A 24104-nucleotide genomic window follows, 5' to 3' on the forward strand; every position below is an offset into this window, starting at 1 on the left:
CCCAAACGCTTGAGTCCCAAGCGAAAGATCAAGATCAAAAGATCGCAGCCTCGTTGCACTCGACAGCTCCTACACGGCCCTACAGATTTCTTCTATCTATATAGATTCCTGATAGCCAAAACCAATCATTCGCATCAGGTTTGCCAATGAGCCAGCCTGGAGATGAGTGGGTAAGATCCTCTCCATCAACTTTTCAACCCCTGACGGAGAAACATCGATGCCTATCATCAACAGCCAAGTCAAACCGTTCAACGCCACCGCTTTCAAAAACGGCGCTTTCGTCGAAGTGTCGGACGCCGACCTGAAAGGCAAGTGGTCTGTCGTGTTCTTTTACCCGGCTGACTTCACCTTCGTCTGCCCAACCGAACTGGAAGACCTGGCCGATAACTACGCCGAATTCCAGAAACTGGGCGTCGAGATCTACAGCGTTTCCACCGACACTCACTTTGCCCACGCGGCCTGGCACAACACTTCGCCAGCCATCGGCAAGATCCAGTACACCATGATCGGCGACCCGACCCACGTCATCTCCCGCAACTTCGACGTGCTGATCGAAGAAGTCGGCCTGGCTGACCGCGGTACTTTCGTGATCAACCCGGAAGGCCAGATCAAGATCGTTGAAATCAACGACGGCGGTGTAGGCCGTGACGCTTCCGAGCTGCTGCGCAAGATCAAGGCCGCTCAGTACGTTGCCGCTCACCCAGGCGAAGTCTGCCCAGCCAAGTGGAAAGAAGGCGAGGCCACCCTGGCTCCGTCCCTGGACCTGGTCGGCAAGATCTAAACCTGTGAGTCATCCGAGGGCGATCCGCTCTTAATCAAGTAAGCCGCTTCGCCCCACAAAACGCCCGGGCGAGATTCGCTCGGGCGTTGTTTTTTCTGAAATTCAAAAAAATGGAAATCGCCCGTATGTTGGACGCCAATCTTAAAGCTCAGTTGAAGTCATACCTGGAACGGGTCACCCAGCCGATCGAGATCGTCGCCTCCCTCGACGACGGTGCGAAATCCCAGGAAATGCTCGCGTTACTCCAAGACGTTGCCAGTCTTTCCCACCAGATTACTTTGCTCGACAACGGCACCGATGCGCGCAAGCCTTCGTTTTCGTTGAACCGCCCGGGAGCCGATATCAGCCTGCGTTTCGCCGGCATTCCCATGGGGCATGAATTCACTTCGCTGGTGCTGGCCCTGCTGCAAGTCGGTGGCCACCCGTCGAAGGCCAGTGTCGAAGTCATCGAACAGATCCGCTCGCTCAAGGGCGAGTTCAACTTCGAGACGTATTTCTCGCTGTCGTGCCAGAACTGCCCGGACGTGGTCCAGGCGCTGAACTTGATGGCGGTGCTGAACCCGAACATTCGCCACGTCGCCATCGACGGCGCGCTGTTCCAGGCCGAAGTCGATGAGCGCCAGATCATGGCTGTGCCCAGCATTTACCTGAACGGCGTGAACTTTGGCCAGGGCCGCATGGGCCTGGAAGAGATTCTCGCCAAGATCGATACCAGCGGTATCGAACGCCAGGCCGAGAAAATCAGCGCCAAGGACGCCTTTGATATGCTGGTGGTCGGCGGTGGCCCGGCCGGCGCTTCGGCGGCGATCTACGCGGCCCGTAAAGGCATTCGCACCGGTGTGGCGGCCGAACGTTTCGGTGGCCAGGTGCTGGACACCATGGCCATCGAGAACTTCATCTCGGTCCAGGAAACCGAAGGGCCGAAACTGGCCGTCGCCCTGGAAGAGCACGTCAAGCAGTACGACGTGGACATCATGAACCTGCAACGTGCCGACGGCCTGGTGCCGGGCAAGGACGGCGGGCTGCATGAAATCAAGTTCGCCAGCGGTGCGAGCCTCAAGGCCAAGACCGTGATCCTGGCGACCGGTGCCCGCTGGCGCGAAATGAACGTGCCGGGCGAGCAGCAATACCGCAACAAGGGCGTGGCATACTGCCCGCACTGCGACGGCCCGCTGTTCAAGGGCAAGCGCGTGGCGGTGATTGGCGGCGGTAACTCCGGCGTCGAAGCGGCGATCGACCTGGCCGGTATCGTCGCCCACGTCACCTTGCTGGAGTTCGATGTGCAATTACGTGCCGACGCGGTGTTGCAGCGCAAGCTGCACAGCCTGCCGAACGTGACGGTGATCACCAACGCCCAGACCACCGAAGTGACGGGTGATGGCCAGAAGGTCAACGGCTTGCGCTACAAGGATCGTCCGAGCGGTGAAGTGCGCGACGTGGCGCTGGAGGGGATCTTCGTGCAGATCGGCCTGTTGCCTAACACCGATTGGCTCAAGGGCACCGTTGAGTTGTCACCCCGTGGCGAGATCATCGTCGATGCCCGAGGTGAAACCTCGATCCCTGGCGTGTTCGCCGCCGGTGACGTGACCACCGTGCCGTACAAGCAGATCGTGATCGCCGTGGGCGAGGGCGCCAAGGCTTCCCTGAGTGCCTTCGATCACCTGATCCGCACCTCCGCGCCGGCCTGAACAACCGATAGCGGAAAACACAAAACCCCATGAGCCATTGGCTCATGGGGTTTTTTATTCGAATCACGCATTCTCCTGTGGGAGCGAGCTTGCTCGCGATAGCTGCAGCCCATTCAATATTGATGTGCCAGACAGACCGCCATCGCGAGCAAGCTCGCTCCCACAAGGTAATGCCGTTCACTTAAGAAAAATGCTGACCCTGTGGCGAGGGAGCTTGCTCCCGCTCGGCTGCGAAGCAGTCGTAAACCGGCGGGGGCGGTGTGTCTGATACGCCGCACATGGCAGGTTTTGGGGCCGCTTCGCGGCCCAGCGGGAGCAAGCTCCCTCGCCACGGGTTTGTCGATTGCCTCAAGTGAACAGCATTGGCTCCCACAAGGGGGCTGATGTGGTTGTAGAACTTGTGATCCTGCTGTGGATTTACAACGGCGCAGGCTGGATGATCTCGACCCAGTAGCCATCCGGGTCCTTGATGAAGGCCAGGCTTTTCATGCGACCGTCGCTCAGGCGTTTCTGGAAGTTGCAGCCCAGTGCTTCGAAGCGCTCGCAGGCTGCGACGACGTCCGGTACCGAGATGCAGATATGGCCGAAGCCGCGAGGGGCGGTGTTGCCGTTATGGTAGGCGAACGCCGGGTCGCTTTCGGTGCCGTGGTTGTGGGTCAGTTCCAGGATGCCAGGGATCGACTTCATCCATTCGGTACGCGCTGCCGCGTCCGCCGGGATCTGGTGCTTGTCCACCAACGCCAGGAAATACAGGCTGAATTCGGCTTCCGGGAAGTCGCGCTTTTCCACCAGCGAGAAACCTAGCACGCGGGTGTAGAAATCCAGGGACTGGGTGATGTCCTTGACTCGCAGCATGGTGTGGTTGAAGACGAACTGGGCCGTGGCGGCGTCAGGTTGGGCGGTGACGCCAGGGAAAGTATTGAGTTCGTGCAGGCTCATGGGCCCTCCGGGAAAAAAGTGGGGCAAACGGCGTCGCAAGCATGGTCGCGACGGTTCCTGGGCTTGCGTCAACGGCTTCCTTGCAGCTACGCCCATGATACGCAAGGGACGTGGCGCCGCCAAACCGCCCGTGGCTATTGCCTGGTTCTGCCTCGGCCTTCAGACTTCACGCTTCGTTCTTGAGTGCCAACGCAATGATTCGACCGTTCCTTTCGCTGTTTGTCCTGCTGCTGGTGAGTATCGGCGGCGTCCAGGCGTCCGAACCGCAAATTACCTGGCCCCAGGGCTGGGTCGTCGAACCGCTGCCCGCAGAGGCATTGTCCTCGGCAGCCCCGGGAACCCTGCGCCAACGGGCCACCAAGAGTGATCCGGCTGGCAATGCCGTGATGGTCTTGGAGCTGACCACGACCCCGGTCGCCCCCGATCACCAGGTCAACTTGCAAGGCGTGTTGCTGGAAATGCGCAAATCAATCCAGAAGGATTTTTTCCGGGGCGGTTATCAAAGTGTATGCACTAAGGTGCATGCTTCCATGTTGGGTGGCGTAACTGCATTGGAAACCACTTGCACGATCACGCAAAACGGACGACATGTATTGTCTCAGGCACTCGTCGCGGCACTAAATGAGGGCAAGGCTTATGTGCTGTCCTATGCCGGGCAGGCGCAGGCGTTTGTTGAAAGCCAGGATGAAATACAGTCGGTGCGAAACAGTTTGAAACTATGATGCCTTCAACGTAATACCCCAAAGGGGTTAACCCTAAAGTTTAGTCCATAAAAAAGCCCTGAATATTCAGGGCTTTTTGGCTTGGGCTGTCAACGCACTGTCAACCCCGCAACCAAGAATCAACAGTCGCTGCACCGTATTGTTCTTTCCAGGCTTTCAGGCCGCGGTGATTGCCGCCCTTGGTCTCGATCAACTCACCGGTGTGGGGGTTCTGGTAAACCTTCACCACGCGCGCACGACGGGTCTTGGTAGGCTTGGTCGACTGCAGGCTTGCCTTGGACGGGTTCGGGTCGAGGATCGCGACGATGTCGCGCAGGTTCTTGCCGTAGGTTTTCATCAGTCCCTGGAGCTTTTCCTCGAATTCGATTTCCTTCTTGAGCCCGGCATCGTTCTTCAGTGATTCCAGCTGCTTGAGCTGTTCTTGAAGGGCCTTTTCGGCTGCACGAAATTCAGCGAGTCTGGACAAAATGATTACTCCAATCAAAATATTTGGCTGATACCAACCGCAAACAAAGCTATAAGCCAAGCGCCTTGAAGCGACTCGGTGTTAATGACTCTCTCCTGTTATGTGGCACAGGTAGAAAAATTGTAGTAGTTAATCCGGAAAGTGTAAATCGTAACTTTTTCGTTATGTAACAACAGCAAACGTTTTATCAATGGGCAGGTCGTCGTCAATAGATCGACGGCAGTTAACTGCCATTAGTGCCGGTCAACGCCTCAGCGAATGCCTGCCCGCTAATGGGGCGACCAAATAGATAACCCTGCAGAAAGTTCACCCCATTTGCGCTCAGGTAGTCGCTCTGTTCGACGGTTTCGACGCCCTCGGCCACCCTGTCCAAGTCCAACTTGCCCGACAGTTCGATGATGCTATCAAGGAGGTGGCGCGACAGGGCGTCGGCACCGATCATCGCGAGCAAGCTTTGCTCCCACAGGTTCAATGCCAGGCTCCCCCAGGTTTGATGCCGGGCTCATGACTGCCGGGCCAGTTCGATAAACGCCAGGGTGGCGGGCGAGGCCTGGCGGCTGTCCAATACCGCCAGGCCGATCTGGCGCGGCACCCGGGGCGACAAGGGCCTGGTGACGTAACCAGGGTTCTTGTCATCTGGCAATGACCCTTCGGACACCACGCTTACCGCCTCGCCACGCCTGACAACATCCAGGGTGCTGAGCAATTGCGAGCAACGCAAACGCACGTTCGGTGTCAGCCGGGCGGCATTGAACAGGCGCGTGACCAGCTCCGACGATCCCGCCTCGGTGAGCACGAAGGGGTCGTTGCACAGGTCCGCAAGGCTTAGGCTGGCCTGGGCGGCGAGGGGGTGTGCGGTGGGCAGCAAGGCGACCATCTGATCTTCCATGAGCATGTACGTATCGAAACGCTCCTCGGGCAGCACCACGAAACCGACATCGATCCGCCGTTCGTCCAACCATTGGACCACCTGCCTGTCGGGCCCTTCATCGATGTGCACTTCGATGCCGGGGTGCAAGGCTCGATAGCGCCGCAGGATTCCGGGCAGCAGTTTCATCGATGACGTCGGCCCGAACGAGCCGATGCGCAACGTGCCCCGGCGCATGCCCCGGGCATCAGCGGCTTCCTGGCGCAAGGTGTTCGCCAGCCCGAGCATGGCCCGGGCCCGCAGCAGCAATTGCTGGCCAATATCGCTGAGCTCCACCACCGACTGATGCCGCCTGAGCAATTCCACGCCCAGCTCTTGTTCCAGGGATTTGATGGCGTGGGACACCGCGGATTGACCAATACCCAAGCGCGTGGCCGCAGCGGTGAAACCACGCAGCTCGGCGACCAGGGAGAAGATTTCGAGTTGAGTAAGGGTCATGAGTGATTGCTCATTTTACGATGATCGAACATGAGCCGAACAATACGGCATCCCAACCGTCCACGGAACCGTGGCCCAGGCGCTTTTCCGTGGCGAGGGAGCTTGCTCCCGTGGACTGTGCAGGAGCTGGCGAAGCCTGCGATCTTTTGATCTTTCGCTTGGGATTCAAGTGTCTGGGGAAAGATCGCAGCCTCGTTGCACTCGACTGCTCCTACAGGGCCCAGCGGGAGCAAGCTCCCTCGCCACAGGTCATTCGTCTCATTTCAATGTGGTGGAACCATGAAAACCCTCGAACAAGCCGTCCCAACCCCCTCGGACCTGCCGGTCTACCTGAAGCTCGCCATGGTCACCATGATCTGGGGCGGAACCTTCGTGGCCGGCCGGATCCTTTCCAATGCCCTGGCACCGATGTTTGCCGCCAGCCTGCGTTTCCTGCTGGCTAGCATCGCGCTGCTGGTGTTTCTCGCGTTGGCCGGGATTCCGCTGGTCCGGCCCAGTGTGAAGCAAGGGCTGCAGCTGGCTGCGCTGGGGTTCTTCGGGATCTTTTTCTATAACCTGTGTTTCTTCTATGGGTTGCAATACATCAATGCATCCCGGGCTTCGCTGATCGTGGCGTTGAATCCGGCGGTGATCGGGCTGGCGTCCTGGTGGCTGTTCAAGGAACGGCTGGGCCGCTTGAAAGTGGCGGGCATCGTGCTGTGCATCGGCGGGGCGGGATTGGTGATCGTCAGTCGTGATCCGTCCTTGTTACAAGGCGCGGCGCAGGCCTGGATCGGCGACCTGCTGATTTTTGGCTGTGTGCTGGGCTGGGGGATCTATTCGCTGTTTTCGAAAAAACTCAACGAAAGCCTCGGCCCCTTGCAGACCGTGACCTGGTCGATTCTGCTGGGCACGCTGATGTTGTGGCTGGCCTGCGCGGCGGCGGGGGAGATTCGTCTCCAAGCCCTGGGCGGGCTGGACGTTGAGCAATGGCTGAGCCTGTTGTACCTCGGCGTGCTGGGCTCGGCCCTGGCTTATATCGCCTGGTACGACGGCATTCGTCGGATCGGCGCGACCCGCTCCGGCGTCTTCATCGCGCTCAATCCCCTGACGGCGGTGCTGCTGGGCGCGCTGTTGCTGGACGAACGGCTCACGGCGTTGATGTGCGTCGGTGGGGCCGTGATCCTGCTGGGCATCTTCCTGTGCAACAAACCCCTTGCGCGGTCGAAGGAAAAGGCGATTTGATACAGGAGGCGGACAAACTCGGTTACGCTGTGTAGAATCGATTTACGCATATAAGAATAACGTCTTCTGGCAGCAGAAGCCTCGCCCGCAAGAGCCTTGGGTCGACAATGAAGATACTTGGGTTTCAACTGATCTACGGCGATTTCCTCGCCCGCAGCGTTCGTGGCATTTCCTGCGCGCCGCCCCGTGCCCTCAGCATTGCCTGCAACTAACGTTTTTTTGTTAATTGACCCGCATGATGAGGCGCCGACATGGCAGATCTATACGAAAACCCCATGGGCCTGATGGGCTTCGAATTCATTGAGTTCGCATCCCCGACCCCCAACACCCTGGAGCCGATCTTCGAGATCATGGGCTTCACCAAGGTGGCCACCCACCGGTCCAAGAACGTGCACCTGTATCGCCAGGGCGCGATCAACCTGATCCTCAACAACGAACCCCACAGCGTTGCTTCGTACTTCGCTGCCGAGCACGGCCCGTCGGTGTGCGGCATGGCGTTCCGGGTCAAGGATTCGCAGCTGGCCTACAAGCGCGCCCTGGAACTCGGCGCCCAGCCGATCCACATCGAGACGGGCCCGATGGAGCTGAACCTGCCGGCCATCAAGGGCATCGGCGGCGCGCCGCTGTACCTGATCGACCGTTTTGGCGAAGGCAGCTCGATCTATGACATCGACTTCGTGTTCATCGAGGGCGTTGATCGCAACCCGGTGGGGGCGGGCCTGAAGATCATCGACCACCTGACCCACAACGTTTACCGCGGGCGCATGGCCTACTGGGCCGGTTTCTACGAGAAATTGTTCAACTTCCGTGAGATCCGCTACTTCGACATCAAGGGCGAATACACCGGCCTGACCTCCAAGGCCATGACCGCGCCGGATGGCATGATCCGCATCCCGTTGAACGAAGAGTCGTCCAAGGGCGCCGGGCAGATCGAAGAGTTCCTGATGCAGTTCAACGGCGAAGGCATCCAGCATGTGGCCTTCCTCACCGATGACCTGATCAAGACCTGGGACCAGTTGAAAAGCATCGGCATGCGCTTCATGACCGCGCCGCCGGACACTTACTACGAAATGCTCGAAGGCCGCCTGCCGAACCACGGCGAACCGGTGGATGAACTGCAATCGCGGGGCATTCTGCTGGACGGTGCTTCCGAGCAGGGTGATAAGCGCCTGCTGCTGCAGATCTTCTCGGAAACCCTGATGGGGCCGGTGTTCTTCGAGTTCATCCAGCGCAAGGGCGACGATGGTTTTGGCGAAGGCAACTTCAAGGCGCTGTTCGAATCCATCGAGCGTGATCAGGTGCGTCGTGGCGTGCTGGCGACCGAGTAAGGCCTGACCCATGAAAAAAAGCCCGCCCGGCTGTGATGCTAGGCGGGTTTTTTATTGCCCGTACCCATACAAAGTACAACTGTGGGAGCGAGCCTGCTCGCGATGACGGCGGCACATTCAACATGGATGCAAACTGGCCCACCGCTATCGCGAGCAGGCTCGCTCCCACAGGGTTTGGCGGTGACGTCAAGTTCGGCGCCGCTGCCGTACCAAGTGCTTGAATCCTTCGAACACCAGTACCGCCACCGCCATCCAAATGGGGATATAGGTCAGCCATTCCTCGGCCTTGATGCTTTCCCCCAGCAGCAGCGCAACCCCCAGCAGCAACACCGGTTCCACATAGCTCAACAAGCCGAACAGGCTGAATGGCAGCAGACGGCTGGCGACGATGTAGGACACCAGCGCCGAAGCACTGATGACACCCAGAATCGGGATCAGCAGCGACAGCCACGGGTACTGATCGAAGACGCCGAAGCCCTGTTCACCGCTCTGCACGAACCAGAGTGCCAATGGCAGCATCAATGTCATGTCCAGCCAGAGCCCGCCGAGGTTGTCGGTCTTGATGCGTTTGCGCAGGATGAAATAGATCGGATAGCCGATCACCACCAGCAAGGTTGCCCAGGAAAACCCACCCACTTGGTACAACTCGTTGAACACCCCGAGGGTGGCGAAGAACACCGCGACTTTCTGCAGATAGGAAAGGCGCTCGCCATAGACGAGCCGCCCGGTCAGGACCATCGACAGCGGCAACAGGAAGTACCCCAGCGATACGTCCAGGCTGTAGCCGTTGAGCGGCGCCCACATGAACAGCCACAGCTGTGCGCCCATCAAGGCCGATGACGCTATCGCGCCCAGCAGCAGGCGCGGTGTGGTGATCAAGCGTGCAACAAGATCCGAAACGAGCTTCCATTCACGGGAGATCAACATGAACGCGGTCATGCACGGCATCGTCAACAACATCCGCCAACCGAAAATCTCCAGGCCGGTCAGTGGCGTGAGCAACGAGGTGTAGTAATACATGACGGCGAACAGCACAGAGGCCGAGACCGATAGAGCGATGCCTTTGGACACTGAGGCCTCTTATTATGGGGGCTGGAAAACCGATGGTGAGGGTACATGTGGCGAGGGAGCTTGCTCCCGCTGGGTCGCGCAGCGGCCCCCGGAAAAGAGCGGCCGCGGCGCAGCCCCGCCGGGACACACAACCACCCCCGAGCGGGAGCAAGCTCCCTCGCCACGATGTCCGTGAATGTTAAGACGTACGCGGCACGCGCCCCGGCACGAAATGCCCCACATCATTGAACCCCGGCGTCGAAGCATGCCCCGGCGTCACCAGCGAGTCGATGAAGGCTTCATCTTCCGCGCTGATCTTCACCGCTTGCGCCTTGATGTACGAATCCCATTGTTCCTCGGTGCGCGGTCCGACGATGGCCGAGGTCACGGCGCTGTTGTTCAGCACCCAGGCGATGGCGAACTCGACGATGCCCACGCCTCGGCCCTGGGTGTACTGCAGGATTTGCTGGGCAATGCGCAGGGATTCGACCCGCCATTCGGTTTCCAGGATGCGTTTGTCCTGGCGGCCGGCGCGGCTGTTGGCGTCCGGCGCCACGTCCGGTGCGTACTTGCCGCTGAGCACGCCACGGGCCAGGGGGCTGAACGGCACCACGCCGAGGCCGTAGTTCTGGGCCGCGGTGATCTGCTCGGTTTCCGCCTGGCGGTTGACGATGTTGTACAGCGGTTGGCTGATCACCGGCCGGTCGATGCCCAGGCTGTCGGCGATCCGTATCACTTCGGCGATGCGCCAGCCACGGTAGTTCGACAGGCCCCAGTAGCGGATCTTGCCCTGGCGAATCAAGTCGCCAATGGCCGACACGGTCACGTGCAGCGGGGTGTTGTGGTCTTCGCGGTGCAGGTAATAGATGTCCAGGTAATCGGTGCCCAGGCGCGTCAGGCTGGCCTCGATGCCATTGAACAGATGCTTGCGGCTCAGGCCGCTGCGGTTGGGCACGCCGTCCGGCGGGCCGAAACCGACCTTGGTGGCCAATACCCACTCCTGGCGGCGACTGGCGATGGCCTCGCCGACGATTTCCTCGGAGCGACCGTTGGTGTAGACGTCCGCGGTGTCGATGAAATTGATGCCCTGGTCCCAGGCCTTGTCGATGATCCGCAGCGAATCCTCGGTGCTGGTCTGTTCGCCGAACATCATCGTGCCCAGGGTCAACGTCGAGACTTGCAACCCGGAATGGCCTAGCGTGCGGTAGCTCATGACAAGATCCTTTTATCCATGGGAAAGGTCCAATCAAATACCAGAACCGCCGCGTGGATCCAACCGATTTCTCAACCCCTCACCCATCAACTGTGGGCGCGAGCTTGCTCACGATAGCGTCAAGTCAGCCAGCATTTGTATCGACTGGTTCACCGCCATCGCGAGCAAGCTCGCTCCCACAGTGGGTCTGTGTTGTATGCAGATCCTGAGTTTACGCAGGCCCATGTGGGAGCGAGCTTGCTCGCGATGAGGCCGGCCGCTTCAACCTGAATTTCCCTGGAAAACCGTTTTTTGTAATTTTGAACAATAATGCCCGGTGTCTTTTGTGCGGCGGACCGGCGTCACGGCTGCGGTCAGCTGCCAGCATGCAGTGCATCGGAACCGGAGAATAATATGAAAATAATCATCGCCCCCGACTCGTTCAAGGACAGCCTCAGCGCCCAGGGCGTCGCCGATGCCATCGCCCTGGGGCTGGCCGAGGTCTGGCCGGATGCGCAGTTGATCAAATGCCCGATGGCGGACGGCGGGGAGGGGACGGTGGAGTCGGTGTTGGCGGCCTGTCACGGTGAGTGGCGCCGCACCCGGGTCCGAGGTCCGTTGGGTGTCGCCGTCGATGCGCGCTGGGGCTGGTTGGCCGAGAGCCGCACCGCAATCATCGAGATGGCCGAGGCCAGTGGTTTGCAATTGGTGCCGCCGGGGCAACGCGATGCCTGTTCCAGCAGCACCTACGGCACTGGCGAGCTGATTCGCGCGGCCCTCGATGCAGGCGCCGGGCGGGTGATCCTGGCGATTGGCGGCAGTGCCACCAACGACGGCGGTGCCGGTGCGATGCAGGCCCTGGGCGTGGCATTGCTGGATGAGCAAAGCCAACCCCTTCCACCCGGAGGCCTGGCCTTGGCGAACTTGTCGCGCATCGACCTGAGCGACCTCGACCCGCGCCTGGCCCAGGTCAGCTTCGAGATTGCCGCCGATGTCGATAACCCGCTGTGCGGCCCCCACGGCGCGTCTGTGGTTTTCGGTCCGCAGAAGGGCGCCACTGCCCAGCAAGTGCAGGCGCTGGACCGGGCCATTGGGCATTTCGCCGAACAGTGCGCCCGGGCGTTGAACGAGGATGTGCGCGACGAGCCGGGTAGTGGCGCCGCCGGTGGCCTGGGGTTCGCGGCCAAGGCGTTCCTGGGGGCGCAGTTTCGTACCGGGGTGGACGTCGTCGCCCAGTTGACCGGGCTGGCCGAAGCGGTCAGCGGCGCCGACCTGGTGATTACCGGCGAAGGCCGTTTCGATGCCCAGACCCTGCGCGGCAAAACCCCTTTCGGCGTGGCCCGCATCGCCCGCCAACATGGCGTACCGGTGGTGGTCATTGCCGGCACGCTGGGAGAGGGCTACCAGGCGCTGTATGAACATGGCATCGACGCCGCCTTCGCCCTGGCCAGCGGGCCGATGACCCTGCAAGAAGCCTGCACCGACGCCCCGCGCCTGCTGAGCGAGCGCGCCCGGGACATTGCTCGGCTTTGGCGGGTGGCCGCGCGGTAAGCTCGATAGGCACTTGAGAGCTGGGTGAACCTGTGGCGAGGGAGCTTGCTCCCGCTGGGCCGGTCCGACGCTTCGGGCGAAGCGGCCCCAAATGGAAGTGCCGACCAGATGCATTGAAGTGAATGGTTTCAGGGCCGCTTCGCGCCCCAGCGGGAGCAAGCTCCCTCGCCACAAAAGCGCTGCGAGGGTGGCGTGGTGTGTGATTTGAGATAGGGTTGAGGCTGGATATCGCGCAATCAGGAGAGATACATGCGCTTCTCAGCTTTGACCCAACGCATCACCGGCGAGGGTGCCGCCGCCTGGCAGATTCACGACCGGGCGCTGGCCATGCGCGAACAGGGCATGGATGTGTTGTTGCTGTCAGTGGGCGATCCGGACTTCGACACCCCGCGCGCCATTGTCGAGGCCGCCGTGGGCAGCCTGCGGGCCGGTGAGACCCACTATTCGGACATCCGCGGCTTGCACACCTTGCGGGCCAGCATTGCCCGGCGTCATCGCTTGCGCTGCGGCCAGCCGGTGGAGGCCGAGCACGTCGTCGTGCTGCCGGGCGCGCAATGCGCGGTGTATGCGGTCGCGCAATGCCTGCTCAACCCTGGCGACGAAGTCATCGTCGCCGAGCCGATGTATGTCACCTACGAAGCGGTGTTCGGTGCCTGCGGCGCGAAAGTGCTGCCGGTGGCGGTCCGCCCGGAGAACGGCTTTCGGGTCGAGCCGGCGGACGTTGCCCGTCTTGTGACCCCGCGTACCCGGGCGATGCTGCTCAACAGCCCGAACAACCCATCCGGCGCCAGCCTGCCGATGTCTACTTGGCAAGCATTGGCGCGGTTGTGCATTGAACATGACCTGTGGCTGATCAGTGACGAGGTCTACAGCGACCTGCTCTACGACGGCGAACACATCAGTCCGGCCAGCCTGCCGGGCATGGCCGAGCGCACCGCGACGATCAACAGCCTGTCCAAATCCCACGCCATGACCGGTTGGCGGATCGGCTGGGTCGTTGGCCCCGAAGCCCTCACTGACCATCTGGCGAACCTGTCGTTGTGCATGCTGTTCGGCCTGCCGGACTTCGTGCAGCGCGCAGCCCAGGTTGCCCTGGAGCAGGAATTGCCGGAAGTCGCGCAGATGCATGAAGAATATCGCCAGCGCCGCGACCTGGTGTGCGCCATGCTCGGCGATTGCCCGGGGCTCAAGCCGGTGCGGCCCGATGGTGGCATGTTCGTGATGGTCGACATCCGCCAGACTGGCCTCGATGCTCAGGCGTTTGCCGAACGCCTGTTGGACGATCACGGCGTGTCGGTACTGGCCGGCGAGGCGTTTGGGCCCAGTGCGGCGGGGCATATCCGCATCGGGCTGGTGGTCGATCAGCTGAAACTGGCGGATGCATGCCAGCGGATTGCCTCGTGTGCGGCGGACCTGCTACGGGCCCAGCGGTAAAGTTTTGTAGAGGCTGTGTGAAATTGTGTAAGGGTTTTGCTCGTGGATGAGCGGGGGCGTATATCCTTGGCAGCTTGATTCCTTGGTGACTGTAGTGACGCCTTCGCGAGCAAGCCCGCTCCCACAGTGGTCACGCGAACCCTGTGGGAGCGGGCTTGCTCGCGAAGGCGATCTATTGGGCGCCACAGCACTTTTCTGGAAACACCCATGCCCAACATCCTCCTGGTCGAAGACGACACCGCACTCTCCGAACTGATCGCCAGTTACCTGGAACGCAACGGCTATCAGGTCAGCGTGCTCAGCCGTGGCGATCATGTGCGTGAGCGGGCGCGGGTCGACCCGCCGGACCTGGTGATCCTCGACTTGATGCTGCCGGGGCTGGACGGCTTGCAGGTCTGCCGCCTGCTGCGGGCCGACTCGGCGACTTTGCCGATCCTGATGCTCACCGCCCGGGATGACAGCCACGACCAGGTCCTGGGCCTGGAAATGGGCGCCGACGACTACGTCACCAAGCCTTGCGAGCCCCGGGTGTTGCTGGCGCGGGTGCGCACCTTGTTGCGCCGCAGCAGCCTCACCGAGCCGCAGACGGCCAACGACCGCATCCTCATGGGCAACCTGTGCATCGATCTCTCCGAGCGCACCGTGACCTGGCGCGGGCAGCCGGTGGAGTTGTCCAGTGGTGAATACAACCTGCTGGTGGTGCTGGCCCGGCATTCCGGCGAAGTGCTGAGCCGCGACCAGATCCTGCAACGCCTGCGGGGCATCGAATTCAACGGCACCGACCGTTCGGTGGACGTGGCGATTTCCAAGCTGCGGCGCAAGTTCGACGACAACGCCGACGAAGCCCGCAAGATCAAGACCGTGTGGGGCAAGGGTTATCTGTTCAGTCGTTCCGAGTGGGAATGCTGAGCCGATGTGGAAGCTGCTGATTCGCCTGTACCTGGTCACCATCGTCTCCTACAGCGCGGCGATCTACCTGATGCCGGAGCTGGTGATCCGCCTGTTCCAGGAGCGTTTCCTGACCTACAACCTCGATTATTCCCGGGGCCTGCAAACCCTGATGGTCAAGCAGTTCCGCGCCGTGCCCAGCGAGCAGTGGCCGGCGCTGGCGGCGCAGATGGACAAGGAGTTCGAGCCGCTGCGCATCGAACTGGCCGCAGTCGATGACGCGGGCTTCAGCGCCGATGAGCAGGCGCGTCTCAAGCGCGGCGAGAACGTGGTACGCCTCGGCGACTGGGCCTGGCGAACCCTGGCGGCGGCGCCGCTGGACGAGCGTACGGCGGTGAAGATGGTCGTGCCGCCGGACCCGGCCGATGTCAGTTGGTTGTACTGGAGCATCAACGTGTTGATCGGCGCGACGATGCTGGCCTGCCTGTTGCTCTGGCTGCGGCCGCACTGGCGTGACCTGGAGCGCCTCAGGCGCACCGCCGAGCGTTTCGGTAAAGGTCATTTGGATGAGCGTACGCACATCGCTTCCAGTTCGAACATTGGCAGCCTGGCCCATGTGTTCGACACGATGGCGGGGGACATCGAGAATCTGCTCAACCAACAGCGGGACTTGCTCAACGCCGTGTCCCACGAATTGCGCACGCCCCTGACGCGGCTCGATTTCGGCCTGGCCCTGGCGCTGTCCGATGACCTGCCGGCGCCCAGCCGCGAGCGCCTGCAAGGGTTGGTGGCGCACATTCGCGAACTCGATGAGTTGGTGCTGGAACTGCTCTCCTACAGCCGTTTGCAAAACCCGCAGCGCCTGCCCGAACGGGTCGACGTGGCGCTGGACGAATTCATCGACAGCATCCTGGGCAGCGTCGACGAGGACCTGGCGGCGCCGGACGTGGTCATCGACGTGCTGTTGCACGGGGCGTTGGAGCGTTTCGTGCTGGACCCGCGCCTGACCGCTCGAGCGTTGCAGAACCTGCTGCGCAATGCCATGCGGTATTGCGAAAAGCGCATCCAGATCGGTGTGCTGGTCGGTGACCAAGGCTGTGAGATCTGGGTCGACGACGACGGCATCGGCATTCCCGACAGCGAGCGCGAGCGCGTGTTCGAACCGTTCTATCGCCTGGACCGCAGCCGCGACCGCGCCACGGGCGGCTTTGGCCTCGGCCTGGCCATCAGCCGCCGGGCCATGGAAGCCCAGGGCGGCACGTTGACTGTCGAGGCTTCGCCACTGGGCGGGGCGCGCTTCAAGTTGTGGTTGCCGACACCGTCCTGAGGTTCGCCGCGCTGTCTATTGCCCGACGCTGACCCTGTGGCGAGGGAGCTTGCTCCCGCTGGGCCGCGAAGCGGCCCCAAATGCGCCTCACCCAAACAACCCCGCCGCAATATTGATCGAAAACCCCAGGATCGCCGTGTTGAACACAAACCCGATCAACGATTGCGCCAACACGATCTTGCGCAATTGCCGCGTGGCAACCCCCACATCCGAGGTCTGCACCGCCACGCCGATGGTGAAAGAGAAGTAGAGGAAATCCCAATAGTTGGGCGTGGTCAGCCCTTCGGCAAACCGCAGCGCCGGCTCCTTGCCTTCCCAGGTGTAATACAACCGCGCGTAGTGAACGCTGAAAATCACCCCGATCAGCAACCATGAACCGGTCACGGTCATCGCCGTGAAGCCGTAATGCAACAGCTTGCCGGCGGCTTGCAGGTCGCGGCTGCCCGCCAGCTCGAAGGTGATGGTCGCCAGGCTGGCCAATGCCGCGACGCAGACCATCAGCAGCACCAACCCGGCATTTTCATCTTCGATTTCGGCGATGCGCTTCACATCCGGCGCCTTGGCCCGCACGGTCAGCCAGAACATCAGCACCAGGTAGGTCCAGACCCCGGCATTCCAACCGATCAGGACCTTGCTGATGATCGAGTCCACGGGAACCAGGATTCCCACCGCCAGGCCAAGGACCGTGGCGCTGGAAAGACGCGGGTGGGTGCGGGCGAGGAGGGGCATGGAGGCTCACTGTCCGGAAAAGAACCTAGTATGAGCCATCAGGCAAAGGACCGGCGGTCTATCGCGCTCGACTCGATCAATTGCACACCCGCTTCCTGCATCCGCCGGATCGCCGCCGCCAACGAGCCATCCTTATCGATGCTCGCTCCCACAATGGATTTGCGATGGACGCATGACTGATAGCTAGCCGGTTAACCCTGTGGGAGCGAGCTTGCTCGCGAAGAGGCCAGCACATCCAACATCTATGCAAGCTGACCCACCGCTATCGCGAGCAAGCTCGCTCCCACAATGGATTTGCAATATGACCTATGGCTAGCGGGATAACCCTGTGGGAGCGAGCCTGCTCGCGAAAGGGCCTTCACAGCCGACATCCCTGCAAGCCGACCCACCGTCAACCCCTGGCAAGCCCGCTCCTACAGTGGATCCATGCTGAGCTGGCAGCCCATAAAAAATATTCTCCCTGCCAGGCGTAGTGTCTTTCGTCGAAAATGTTCCAGGTTTGATGGCTTTTTGACATTTGGTTCGTGCGTCCCAGCCACGATTCAGTACAATCGCCGGCCCACCGGGCATGGAAGCCGTCCGGTTCTCCTGTTACGAGAAAAAACCATGCTCATCGGCAGTTATTCCCCCGCCCTTGTTTCGATTTCCTTGTTTGTTGCCGTGCTGGCTTCTTACACCGCGCTGGACCTGGCCGGGCGTATCGCGACCGCCAAGGGGCGCGCCGCGCATTTGTGGATAACCGGGGGCGCGCTGGCGATGGGGGTGGGCATCTGGTCCATGCACTTCATCGGCATGCTGGCGTTCACCTTGCCGATCGAGCTTGGCTACGACGTACCGATCACTGCGCTGTCGCTGCTGACCGCGATTCTTTCCAGCGGGTTTGCCTTGTGGCTGGTCAGCCAGCCGCGATTGCCGGCGTGGCAGTTGGCTTTCGGGGCGCTGATCATGGGCGCCGGGATCAGCGCCATGCATTACACCGGCATGGCCGCGCTGCGGATGCAGCCGGGCATCGATTACGACCCGACGCTGTTCGCCGCTTCGTTGGTGATTGCCGTCGGCGCGTCTGCCGCGGCGCTGTGGATTGCCTTTCGCCTGCGCCAGAACACCCCCCACGTGCGTCTGGCACGGGCGGGCGCCGCGGTGATCATGGGCATCGCCATCGTTGGCATGCACTACACCGGCATGGCGGGGGCGCGCTTCAGCGAGGGCAGCTTTTGCGGCTCGCTGGATGGCTTGAGCGGCAAGGGCCTGGACAATCTGGTATTGATCACCACCCTGGCGGTATTGGCCATTGCCCTGCTGACCTCGATTCTCGATGCGCGCCTGGAAGCCCGCACCGCCGAGCTGGCCCAGTCCCTGACCCAGGCCAACCGGGAACTGACTCAGTTGGCCCTGCACGACCCCCTCACCGGACTGCCCAACCGTGTGCTGCTGGCCGATCGGATCGACCAGGCCATGCATCGGGTGCAAGAGCAGGGCGGTTGCTTTGCCTTGATGTTCATCGACCTCGACGGTTTCAAGCCGGTCAACGACGCCTTTGGTCACCACATGGGCGATCTGTTGCTGCGGGACGTGGCCCTGCGCCTGCGCGAAGACCTGCGTAGCCAGGACACCCTGGCGCGGATCGGCGGTGACGAGTTCGTGCTATTGGTGCAACTGGCCGAGCCCGACGATGCCCTGCGCCTGGCAGCCCGTCAGGTCGGCTTGATCGGGCGCACGTTCCGGGTGGCTGACCATGACTTGCAGATATCCGCCAGCGTCGGCATCGCCGTTTACCCTGGCAATGGCCAGAGCGCCGAAGAGCTGTTGATGAACGCCGACGCGGCGATGTATCACGCCAAGGGCGCCGGCAAGAACGGCTACAGCTTTTTCGACGCATCGATGAACAGCAACGCCCGCAAGCAATTGCAGTTGCTGCAAGATTTGCGCACGGCCGTCGAACAGCGGCAGTTCAGCCTGCATTACCAGCCCAAGTTCGATGCGGCCAATGGCCGTCCGGTCGGGGCCGAGGCCTTGTTGCGCTGGACCCACCCGACCCAGGGCCTGTTGATGCCCGACACGTTCATCGACCTGGCGGAAAAGACCGGCTTGATCATCCCCATCGGCGAATGGGTCTTGAACGAGGCCTGCCGGCAGATGCGCGAATGGTACGTGCTCGGTTATACCGACTGGCGCATCGCGGTGAACCTCTCGGCCTTGCAGTTCTGCCACACCGGTTTGGTGCAGAGCGTGGCCAAGGCGTTGGAGACGCATAAGCTGCCGGCCAACAGCCTGACCCTGGAAATCACCGAAACCACCGCCATGAGCGATGCGGACGCAAGCATGACGGTGCTGCAACAGCTGTCGGACATGGGCGTGGATCTGTCCATCGACGACTTTGGCACCGGCTATTCGAGCCTGATGTACCTCAAGCGCCTGCCGGCCAACGAGCTGAAGATCGACCGCGGCTTCGTGCGCGACCTGGAGCACGACAGCGATGACGCGGCCATCGTCTCGGCCATCGTCGCCCTCGGCCAGGCCCTGGGCCTGCGGATCGTCGCCGAAGGCGTGGAGACCGATGTGCAGCAAGACTTCCTGACCCAGCTGGGCTGCGATTCGCTGCAAGGTTACCTGTTGGGCCATCCGCTGCCGGCCGAGGGTTTCCTGCGGGAGATTCGCCAGGCCAAGCGCCTGGCGGTGGTCTGAGACGCCCTCAGGGAACGATATCGAACGCCGTGCTACCCAGTCGCTCGCCGTTGACCAGCAGGTGCACGGCATGCCGGCCCGCGTAGTGTTTGCGGGTGGTCAGCTCGCGAATGTATTGGGAACGGCTGAGGTTGACGCGACCCTGGGCGGGCAGGTCGAAGGTCTTGAGCTTGAAGACTTTGGCCGAAGTGCCGCCCGAGGCCTTCACGTAGTCGACGGCGTAGTCGATCACCAGGCGCTGGCTCTGTTCGAGGGTTGATTGCACGGTGAAGGACAGCGTGACCTGTTCCCCCAGTCGAATCACCGCTGGCGTCACCTGCAAATCCAACACCTGGACCTGCGCCTTGCCGCCGGCGCCGATCACCCCCAGTGCCCTGGGGTTGCCTTGCTTGATCAAGCTACGCAGCGCATGCCGGGCGATCCACGCCGTGTGACGGTCTTGCAGTGGCCAGCCTTCGATCTGGTCCAGCACCCAGTCGGGATGCTGCTTGGTGACGTCGTTGAGGTGGTTGGCCACGGATTTGCGTACATAAAGGCTGTCGTCGGCCTTGAGCGTGTCGAGGATCGCGGCGGCGAGGTCGGGGTTGGCCTGGATCGGCTCCAAGTGAAACGACCACGGCAGGCGTGGCCGGCTGCCTTCGCTGGCGAGGCGGCGCACGTGCTCGTTGGCGTCCAGCGCCCAGTCGTGCATGACTTTGAGGGTGCGTTCCAGGTCGTCCCGCAGGAAGTGGCGCACGGCGAACTCCGACGAGCCGAACCGGGTGAAATACTTGAGCGCGTCCAACGACACGTCGAAGCGATGCCGGCCGTAGGATGCCACGTAATGCGGCAGGAACATGCTGACGAACATGCTGTTCAGGCGCGGGGCCAGGGCGCGCAGCACCTCCAGCGACGTCTCGTAATCGAGGGGCAGCACCGCGTGCAGGCACTCACTGACCCGGGCCATGCGCTGCATCACCGACAAATCGGCCAGCCCATCGTTGGCCATGTGCAAGAACGCCTTGGCGTCGAAGGCTGGGTACACCCCGCGCATTTCGCCGGCGATGTGCTCCAGGCGGGCGTTGTTGAAGATTTCCTTGAGGGCAGGGGAAGAGGTGGTGGTGCTCATGGTGGGTCCGTCCGGCGGGTGTTGTCGTTCAGGCTTGCCACTATGCCATGCGCAACCGTGGCGAGGGAGCTTGCTCCCGCTCGACTGCGCAGCAGTCGCAAACCCGGTGAATGCGGTATCACTGGATGAACGCGTTGCCTGGATTGGGGCCGCTGCGCAACCCAGCGGGAGCAAGCTCCCTCGCCACAGGGGAAGGGGGCCTTCAGAAGCAACAGTAAACGGAATGATTCGCCGCCCGCGCAGTCCCAGATTCTAGTCTTTTGAATAATTTGGAGTTTTTCTATGCGCCAACCCACCCTGATCGCCCGCCTGTTCCTGATCGCTGGCCTCACCGCCTTTGGGCCTGTTGCGCAAGCGGTCGAGAAAACCGGTGACGCCCTGGAGCATTCGCCGAGCAATGGCCGCAGGCTGGTGGAGAACGACCGGGTACCGGCGGACTACCAGCGTGCGGACAGGGCCGTGAAAGACTGGAAGCAGAAGGCACTCGAGCAGCCGACAAACGACCAGCAATGGGTGCAGATCGACGACAAGTACTTGTTGATCGAAACCGTGTCCGGCGCCATCGTCAAGATCGTTCCGGCCACCCGTTAAAGCACTTCACCTTTGTCCCACAAATGCACCAACTCGCCAGGTGCCCGGTCCTCGGGCACCTGCAGCACCATCTCGTCGTCCTGATCGTTGGCGCGATAACGCACCTCGATCTGGAAAAAACGCTGGTCCCCGCGCCCGGGCGTGGAGGAGGTCAGCGGCAGGCAGCCCTCCAGGACCGAGCAGATGCGGGTGCGCTGGTCGAGGTCGCACTGGGCGAACTCGATTTCCCGTGGCCGGGTCCGCGCAGGGATGGCGGCCACGCCGCCCTGGCGCGACAGCCGTACCACGGCCTTGTCGTCGAGGTCTGGAAGGGTTTTCATCAGCTCTCCTGTGTCAGGTCGACGCCGACCTGGGCCCAGCCGTTCTGCACCGCTTGCACTTCCCGCGTGCCGAAGCGCTGGCGGGCGTGCTCGACAGTCAGGCGGGCGAAGGCGCTGAAGGACGCGTCATTGGCCAGTCTTCGGTCGCACAAGGTTTCATACCAGATCCGGCCGGCCTTTTCCCAGGCAAATCCGCCCAGCGTGGTCGCGGCCAGATAAAAGGCCCGGTTGGGAATGCCAGAGTTGATGTGCACGCCACCGTTGTCTTCGCGGGTAATCACGAACTCGCGCATGTGCGCCGGTTGCGGGTCCTTGCCCAGCAACGGGTCGTCGTAGGCGGTGCCGGGGTTGGACATGCTGCGCAGGCCGTCGCCGTTGATCTTGTCGGTGAGCAGGTCGGCGCCGATCAGCCAGTCGGCTTGGTCGGCGGTCTGTTCGAGCACGAATTGCTTGACCAGCACACCGAACACGTCGGAGATGGACTCGTTCAGCGCACCGGACTGGTTGGCGTAGATCAACCCGGCTTCGCTTTCGGTGACGCCATGGGCCAGTTCGTGGGCCACCACGTCGAGGGAGCGGGTGAAGCGCTGGAAGATTTCGCCGTCGCCGTCGCCGAATACCATCTGCGCGCCGTTCCAGAAGGCGTTTTCATAGCCCTGGCCATAATGCACGCTGCCCACCAGGGCGAAGCCTTTGTTGTCGATGGAGTCGCGCCCCAGGACCTTCCAGAAAAAATCATAGGTGGCGCCGAGGGCATCGTAGGCTTCGTCCACGGCCGGGTCGCCACTGGCCGGCTGGCCTTCCAGGCGTACCGGCTGGCCGGGCAGTTCCATGCGGTTCTGGGCGTCGTGCACGCTGCGTTGCGGGTGTCCGGCCTTGCCGGGCTTGGGCAGCGCGGCCGCGACGGGCGGGTGGCTGGGCGGGCCAGGGTTGTGCCGCAGGTTGCGCACGTGAGTCAAGGTGCCGAGGGCGCTGGAACGTTGCTGTTCGGAGCCATGGGCAATGATGCGGTTGAGGATGTACGGCGGAATGAAACCGTGGAGCGGGCGAGAGTCGATCATCAGAAAATCCTTATCTGAAATGCAGGGTCGATACCCATGTGAACCGAAGAGGCCGTTGCGGTTCCCTGGCCATGGCAGACAACGTTTGCCATGGGCCCTGATTTCTGCGAAAACCCCGCGCCTGGATCACACGAGGGATACGCCATGAATGAAGAACTGCAAATCATCGACCTGCAACAGGGCGACGGCAAAAGCGTAGTCAAAGGTGCGCTGATCACCACCCAATACCGCGGCACCCTCGAAGACGGCACCGAATTCGATTCGTCCTACAGTCGCGGCAAACCTTTCCAATGCGTGATTGGCACCGGCCGTGTCATCAAGGGCTGGGACCTGGGCCTGATGGGCATGCAAGTCGGCGGCAAGCGCAAGCTGCTGGTGCCGGCGCACCTGGCCTACGGTGAGCGGTCCATGGGCGCCCATATCAAGCCCAACGCCAACCTCATTTTCGAAATCGAGTTACTGGAAGTCCTGACCCGGGATGATTGAGGGGAGTGGAGCGGGTCAGGATCGCTCGCTGAACGCTGGGGTGCGTCCGTTGACCGAGGGACGGTAGCGCCAGGTCAACTGCTCCAATCCGGGTTCGCTTTCCAGAAGTACCGCCAGGGTGGCGTGGGCGATGCCCATGGCCAGGGTTTGGCCCGGACATTCATGACGCCCGCTGCCGAAGCTGAAACTGCGGCGGTTCGGTCGGTCGAGCAACAGCGTGTCCGGTCGTGGGTTGAGCTGCGGATCGCGGTTGGCCGAGGCCAGCAGCACCAGGATCGTTTCGCCGGGGTTCAAGGCGCTGCCGAGGATTTCGCAAGGAGCGGCGACGAAGCGGCGGGTGTTCTGCACGGGCGGGTCGAAACGCTGGACTTCGGCCAGCAACGGGCCGACTTGTGCCGGATCGTCCCGCAGTGCCTGGCGTAACGCCGGGTCGTCGATCAGCGCCAGCAGCGCGTTGCCGATCAGGCCAGCCGTGGCTTCGTACGTTTGCGAGAGCAAGCCGATCAGGTTGGCGATCTTGCTGTCCGGCGCCGTGCCGTCGAAGCCTTGATCAATGTGCGTCAACAAAGGGTTGTCCTGCGCCTCGATCCGTTCCTCGAACAACCTGGCCAGTTGCTCGCTGGCCCGGTGCGCTGCGTCCAGTTGCGGCGCCTGGCTCAGGGGCGACAGGCAGGCGACGAAGCTCCCCGTCAATTCGCTGATCAGGTGACTGTCCGTCGGGTTGAAACCCAGCAACGCCGCGACCACGCTGACCGGCCCGATGAACTGGGCCTGATGCAGGCCTTCGGCGCCGTCCCGGAGCAAGCGGGCCCTGACCAGTGCTTCGACCTGTCGGGGGGCGATGTCCTGCAACCCCTGCGCAATCGCCGCCCTCGGGCACCGCTGGCGTTCGCCTTCATTCATGCGCATCAGGTGGCCGAACACGCGGCCGGCCGGCCCCCCGGCGATGGCCTTGGGCACGGGCTCGTGGGCCGGGCGCACATGGCAATCGGGATGATGCAAGGCTGCACACACTGCTTCGGCGCTGCTGGCGATCCACAGGTTCAGCCCGGGGTCGAAGGCCAGCCCGCCGGCGGCGCGCAGGGTGGCGTAGAAAGGGTAAGGGTCGGGATGCGTCGCGGCGGTGATCGGGTCCATGAAGCGCTGCCTTGTTCGTGAGGAAGAAAGT

The 24104-nt window shown here is 62.1% G+C and carries 22 protein-coding genes and 1 pseudogene; 12 read left to right on the plus strand and 11 right to left on the minus strand.

The annotated features are described in order from the left end of the window. The first annotated feature begins 217 nt into the window (after positions 1 to 217). Entirely contained in the window at positions 218 to 781 is a 564-nt protein-coding gene (gene ahpC, locus ACIPQ1_RS02010) for an alkyl hydroperoxide reductase subunit C (protein WP_053122943.1), read from the plus strand. A 125-nt stretch (positions 782 to 906) separates the two neighbouring features. Further along, on the plus strand, positions 907 to 2469 hold the full coding sequence (gene ahpF / locus ACIPQ1_RS02015; protein ID WP_411387186.1) for an alkyl hydroperoxide reductase subunit F: 1563 nt from the start codon (positions 907 to 909) through the stop codon (positions 2467 to 2469). A gap of 417 nt (positions 2470 to 2886) precedes the next feature. Here the strand turns inward: ahpF and gloA are convergent, their stop codons facing one another. Then, entirely contained in the window at positions 2887 to 3408 is a 522-nt protein-coding gene (gene gloA / locus ACIPQ1_RS02020) for a lactoylglutathione lyase (protein ID WP_250965549.1), read from the minus strand. Between the two features lie 194 nt (positions 3409 to 3602). Between gloA and ACIPQ1_RS02025 the strand changes: the two genes are divergently transcribed. Next, entirely contained in the window at positions 3603 to 4130 is a 528-nt protein-coding gene (locus ACIPQ1_RS02025; RefSeq protein WP_250965550.1) for a DUF4946 domain-containing protein, read from the plus strand. A gap of 100 nt (positions 4131 to 4230) precedes the next feature. Here the strand turns inward: ACIPQ1_RS02025 and ACIPQ1_RS02030 are convergent, their stop codons facing one another. The 3 genes and pseudogenes from ACIPQ1_RS02030 to ACIPQ1_RS02040 form a co-directional block, all read right to left on the minus strand. Further along, positions 4231 to 4596 (minus strand): histone-like nucleoid-structuring protein, MvaT/MvaU family, encoded by a 366-nt coding sequence (locus ACIPQ1_RS02030; RefSeq protein ID WP_072411532.1) that lies wholly within the window; start codon positions 4594 to 4596, stop codon positions 4231 to 4233. A gap of 223 nt (positions 4597 to 4819) precedes the next feature. Next, positions 4820 to 5056, minus strand: a pseudogene (locus ACIPQ1_RS02035) (EAL domain-containing protein); the annotation flags it as partial. Between the two features lie 42 nt (positions 5057 to 5098). Beyond that, a complete protein-coding gene (locus ACIPQ1_RS02040) occupies positions 5099 to 5962 on the minus strand; it encodes a LysR family transcriptional regulator (RefSeq protein WP_411387188.1) in 864 nt (287 codons plus the stop codon). A gap of 279 nt (positions 5963 to 6241) precedes the next feature. Here ACIPQ1_RS02040 and ACIPQ1_RS02045 point away from each other — a divergent pair, with 279 nt between their 5' ends. Continuing rightward, positions 6242 to 7186 carry a DMT family transporter gene (locus tag ACIPQ1_RS02045; RefSeq protein WP_446533481.1) on the plus strand — a complete coding sequence of 315 codons (945 nt, stop codon included), beginning with the start codon at positions 6242 to 6244 and terminating at the stop codon, positions 7184 to 7186. A gap of 251 nt (positions 7187 to 7437) precedes the next feature. Further along, positions 7438 to 8514, plus strand: a complete 1077-nt coding sequence (gene hppD, locus ACIPQ1_RS02050) for a 4-hydroxyphenylpyruvate dioxygenase (RefSeq protein WP_250965553.1) — start codon at positions 7438 to 7440, stop codon at positions 8512 to 8514. A 186-nt stretch (positions 8515 to 8700) separates the two neighbouring features. Here the strand turns inward: hppD and rarD are convergent, their stop codons facing one another. Together rarD and ACIPQ1_RS02060 are read right to left on the minus strand one after the other, a co-directional pair. Continuing rightward, complete coding sequence (rarD, locus tag ACIPQ1_RS02055) at positions 8701 to 9585, minus strand: EamA family transporter RarD (protein ID WP_250965554.1); 885 nt, start codon at positions 9583 to 9585, stop codon at positions 8701 to 8703. A 178-nt stretch (positions 9586 to 9763) separates the two neighbouring features. Beyond that, entirely contained in the window at positions 9764 to 10777 is a 1014-nt protein-coding gene (locus ACIPQ1_RS02060; RefSeq protein WP_250966024.1) for an aldo/keto reductase, read from the minus strand. A 393-nt stretch (positions 10778 to 11170) separates the two neighbouring features. Between ACIPQ1_RS02060 and ACIPQ1_RS02065 the strand changes: the two genes are divergently transcribed. The 4 genes from ACIPQ1_RS02065 (at position 11171) to ACIPQ1_RS02080 (ending at position 15956) form a co-directional block, all read left to right on the plus strand. Next, positions 11171 to 12307: a glycerate kinase gene (locus ACIPQ1_RS02065; RefSeq protein WP_446533482.1), complete on the plus strand. Its 1137-nt coding sequence runs from the start codon at positions 11171 to 11173 to the stop codon at positions 12305 to 12307. A 249-nt stretch (positions 12308 to 12556) separates the two neighbouring features. Continuing rightward, complete coding sequence (locus ACIPQ1_RS02070; RefSeq protein ID WP_446533483.1) at positions 12557 to 13741, plus strand: pyridoxal phosphate-dependent aminotransferase; 1185 nt, start codon at positions 12557 to 12559, stop codon at positions 13739 to 13741. Positions 13742 to 13948: 207 nt separating this feature from the next. Continuing rightward, the gene (locus ACIPQ1_RS02075) at positions 13949 to 14650 is read left to right on the plus strand and encodes a response regulator transcription factor (protein WP_122566285.1); all 702 of its coding nucleotides are present in this window, start codon (positions 13949 to 13951) and stop codon (positions 14648 to 14650) included. A gap of 4 nt (positions 14651 to 14654) precedes the next feature. After that, positions 14655 to 15956, plus strand: coding sequence for an ATP-binding protein (locus ACIPQ1_RS02080; RefSeq protein WP_446533484.1), 1302 nt, complete (start codon positions 14655 to 14657; stop codon positions 15954 to 15956). A gap of 87 nt (positions 15957 to 16043) precedes the next feature. Here the strand turns inward: ACIPQ1_RS02080 and ACIPQ1_RS02085 are convergent, their stop codons facing one another. Beyond that, positions 16044 to 16685 carry a DUF1345 domain-containing protein gene (locus ACIPQ1_RS02085; protein ID WP_250965748.1) on the minus strand — a complete coding sequence of 214 codons (642 nt, stop codon included), beginning with the start codon at positions 16683 to 16685 and terminating at the stop codon, positions 16044 to 16046. A 606-nt stretch (positions 16686 to 17291) separates the two neighbouring features. Here ACIPQ1_RS02085 and ACIPQ1_RS02090 point away from each other — a divergent pair. Further along, entirely contained in the window at positions 17292 to 19370 is a 2079-nt protein-coding gene (locus tag ACIPQ1_RS02090; protein ID WP_446533485.1) for a putative bifunctional diguanylate cyclase/phosphodiesterase, read from the plus strand. 7 nt (positions 19371 to 19377) lie between these two features. Here ACIPQ1_RS02090 and ACIPQ1_RS02095 read toward each other — a convergent pair whose 3' ends face one another. Beyond that, positions 19378 to 20478, minus strand: coding sequence for a DNA alkylation repair protein (locus tag ACIPQ1_RS02095; RefSeq protein WP_411387194.1), 1101 nt, complete (start codon positions 20476 to 20478; stop codon positions 19378 to 19380). Between the two features lie 282 nt (positions 20479 to 20760). On the opposite strand from ACIPQ1_RS02095, the gene ACIPQ1_RS02100 reads away from it, so the two are divergent. After that, positions 20761 to 21069: an RcnB family protein gene (locus ACIPQ1_RS02100; RefSeq protein WP_411387195.1), complete on the plus strand. Its 309-nt coding sequence runs from the start codon at positions 20761 to 20763 to the stop codon at positions 21067 to 21069. Here ACIPQ1_RS02100 and ACIPQ1_RS02105 read toward each other — a convergent pair. Next, on the minus strand, positions 21066 to 21389 hold the full coding sequence (locus tag ACIPQ1_RS02105; protein ID WP_411387196.1) for a protealysin inhibitor emfourin: 324 nt from the start codon (positions 21387 to 21389) through the stop codon (positions 21066 to 21068). The two genes, ACIPQ1_RS02100 and ACIPQ1_RS02105, sit on opposite strands and share 4 nt — an antisense overlap. Further along, entirely contained in the window at positions 21389 to 22450 is a 1062-nt protein-coding gene (locus tag ACIPQ1_RS02110; RefSeq protein ID WP_411387197.1) for a M4 family metallopeptidase, read from the minus strand. Before ACIPQ1_RS02110 ends, ACIPQ1_RS02105 begins: the two co-directional genes overlap by 1 nt. Positions 22451 to 22594: 144 nt before the next feature. On the opposite strand from ACIPQ1_RS02110, the gene ACIPQ1_RS02115 reads away from it, so the two are divergent. Further along, positions 22595 to 22936, plus strand: coding sequence for an FKBP-type peptidyl-prolyl cis-trans isomerase (locus ACIPQ1_RS02115; RefSeq protein ID WP_092254046.1), 342 nt, complete (start codon positions 22595 to 22597; stop codon positions 22934 to 22936). Positions 22937 to 22951: 15 nt separating this feature from the next. Here the strand turns inward: ACIPQ1_RS02115 and ACIPQ1_RS02120 are convergent, their stop codons facing one another. After that, a complete protein-coding gene (locus tag ACIPQ1_RS02120) occupies positions 22952 to 24073 on the minus strand; it encodes a cytochrome P450 (RefSeq protein ID WP_411387198.1) in 1122 nt (373 codons plus the stop codon). Positions 24074 to 24104: the final 31 nt, after the last annotated feature.

The organism is Pseudomonas sp. LARHCG127 (assembly GCF_052871455.1).

Excerpts from the sequence above, each read along its gene's own strand:
- ahpC (WP_053122943.1), top strand. The coding sequence starts at position 218 with ATGCCTATCATCAACAGCCAAGTCAAACCGTTCAACGCCACCGCTTTC.
- ahpF (WP_411387186.1), top strand. The coding sequence starts at position 907 with ATGTTGGACGCCAATCTTAAAGCTCAGTTGAAGTCATACCTGGAACGG.
- gloA (WP_250965549.1), bottom strand. The coding sequence starts at position 3,408 with ATGAGCCTGCACGAACTCAATACTTTCCCTGGCGTCACCGCCCAACCT.
- ACIPQ1_RS02025 (WP_250965550.1), top strand. The coding sequence starts at position 3,603 with ATGATTCGACCGTTCCTTTCGCTGTTTGTCCTGCTGCTGGTGAGTATC.
- ACIPQ1_RS02040 (WP_411387188.1), bottom strand. The coding sequence starts at position 5,962 with ATGACCCTTACTCAACTCGAAATCTTCTCCCTGGTCGCCGAGCTGCGT.
- ACIPQ1_RS02045 (WP_446533481.1), top strand. The coding sequence starts at position 6,242 with ATGAAAACCCTCGAACAAGCCGTCCCAACCCCCTCGGACCTGCCGGTC.
- hppD (WP_250965553.1), top strand. The coding sequence starts at position 7,438 with ATGGCAGATCTATACGAAAACCCCATGGGCCTGATGGGCTTCGAATTC.
- ACIPQ1_RS02060 (WP_250966024.1), bottom strand. The coding sequence starts at position 10,777 with ATGAGCTACCGCACGCTAGGCCATTCCGGGTTGCAAGTCTCGACGTTG.
- ACIPQ1_RS02065 (WP_446533482.1), top strand. The coding sequence starts at position 11,171 with ATGAAAATAATCATCGCCCCCGACTCGTTCAAGGACAGCCTCAGCGCC.
- ACIPQ1_RS02070 (WP_446533483.1), top strand. The coding sequence starts at position 12,557 with ATGCGCTTCTCAGCTTTGACCCAACGCATCACCGGCGAGGGTGCCGCC.
- ACIPQ1_RS02075 (WP_122566285.1), top strand. The coding sequence starts at position 13,949 with ATGCCCAACATCCTCCTGGTCGAAGACGACACCGCACTCTCCGAACTG.
- ACIPQ1_RS02080 (WP_446533484.1), top strand. The coding sequence starts at position 14,655 with ATGTGGAAGCTGCTGATTCGCCTGTACCTGGTCACCATCGTCTCCTAC.
- ACIPQ1_RS02085 (WP_250965748.1), bottom strand. The coding sequence starts at position 16,685 with ATGCCCCTCCTCGCCCGCACCCACCCGCGTCTTTCCAGCGCCACGGTC.
- ACIPQ1_RS02090 (WP_446533485.1), top strand. The coding sequence starts at position 17,292 with ATGCTCATCGGCAGTTATTCCCCCGCCCTTGTTTCGATTTCCTTGTTT.
- ACIPQ1_RS02095 (WP_411387194.1), bottom strand. The coding sequence starts at position 20,478 with ATGAGCACCACCACCTCTTCCCCTGCCCTCAAGGAAATCTTCAACAAC.
- ACIPQ1_RS02100 (WP_411387195.1), top strand. The coding sequence starts at position 20,761 with ATGCGCCAACCCACCCTGATCGCCCGCCTGTTCCTGATCGCTGGCCTC.
- ACIPQ1_RS02105 (WP_411387196.1), bottom strand. The coding sequence starts at position 21,389 with ATGAAAACCCTTCCAGACCTCGACGACAAGGCCGTGGTACGGCTGTCG.
- ACIPQ1_RS02110 (WP_411387197.1), bottom strand. The coding sequence starts at position 22,450 with ATGATCGACTCTCGCCCGCTCCACGGTTTCATTCCGCCGTACATCCTC.
- ACIPQ1_RS02115 (WP_092254046.1), top strand. The coding sequence starts at position 22,595 with ATGAATGAAGAACTGCAAATCATCGACCTGCAACAGGGCGACGGCAAA.
- ACIPQ1_RS02120 (WP_411387198.1), bottom strand. The coding sequence starts at position 24,073 with ATGGACCCGATCACCGCCGCGACGCATCCCGACCCTTACCCTTTCTAC.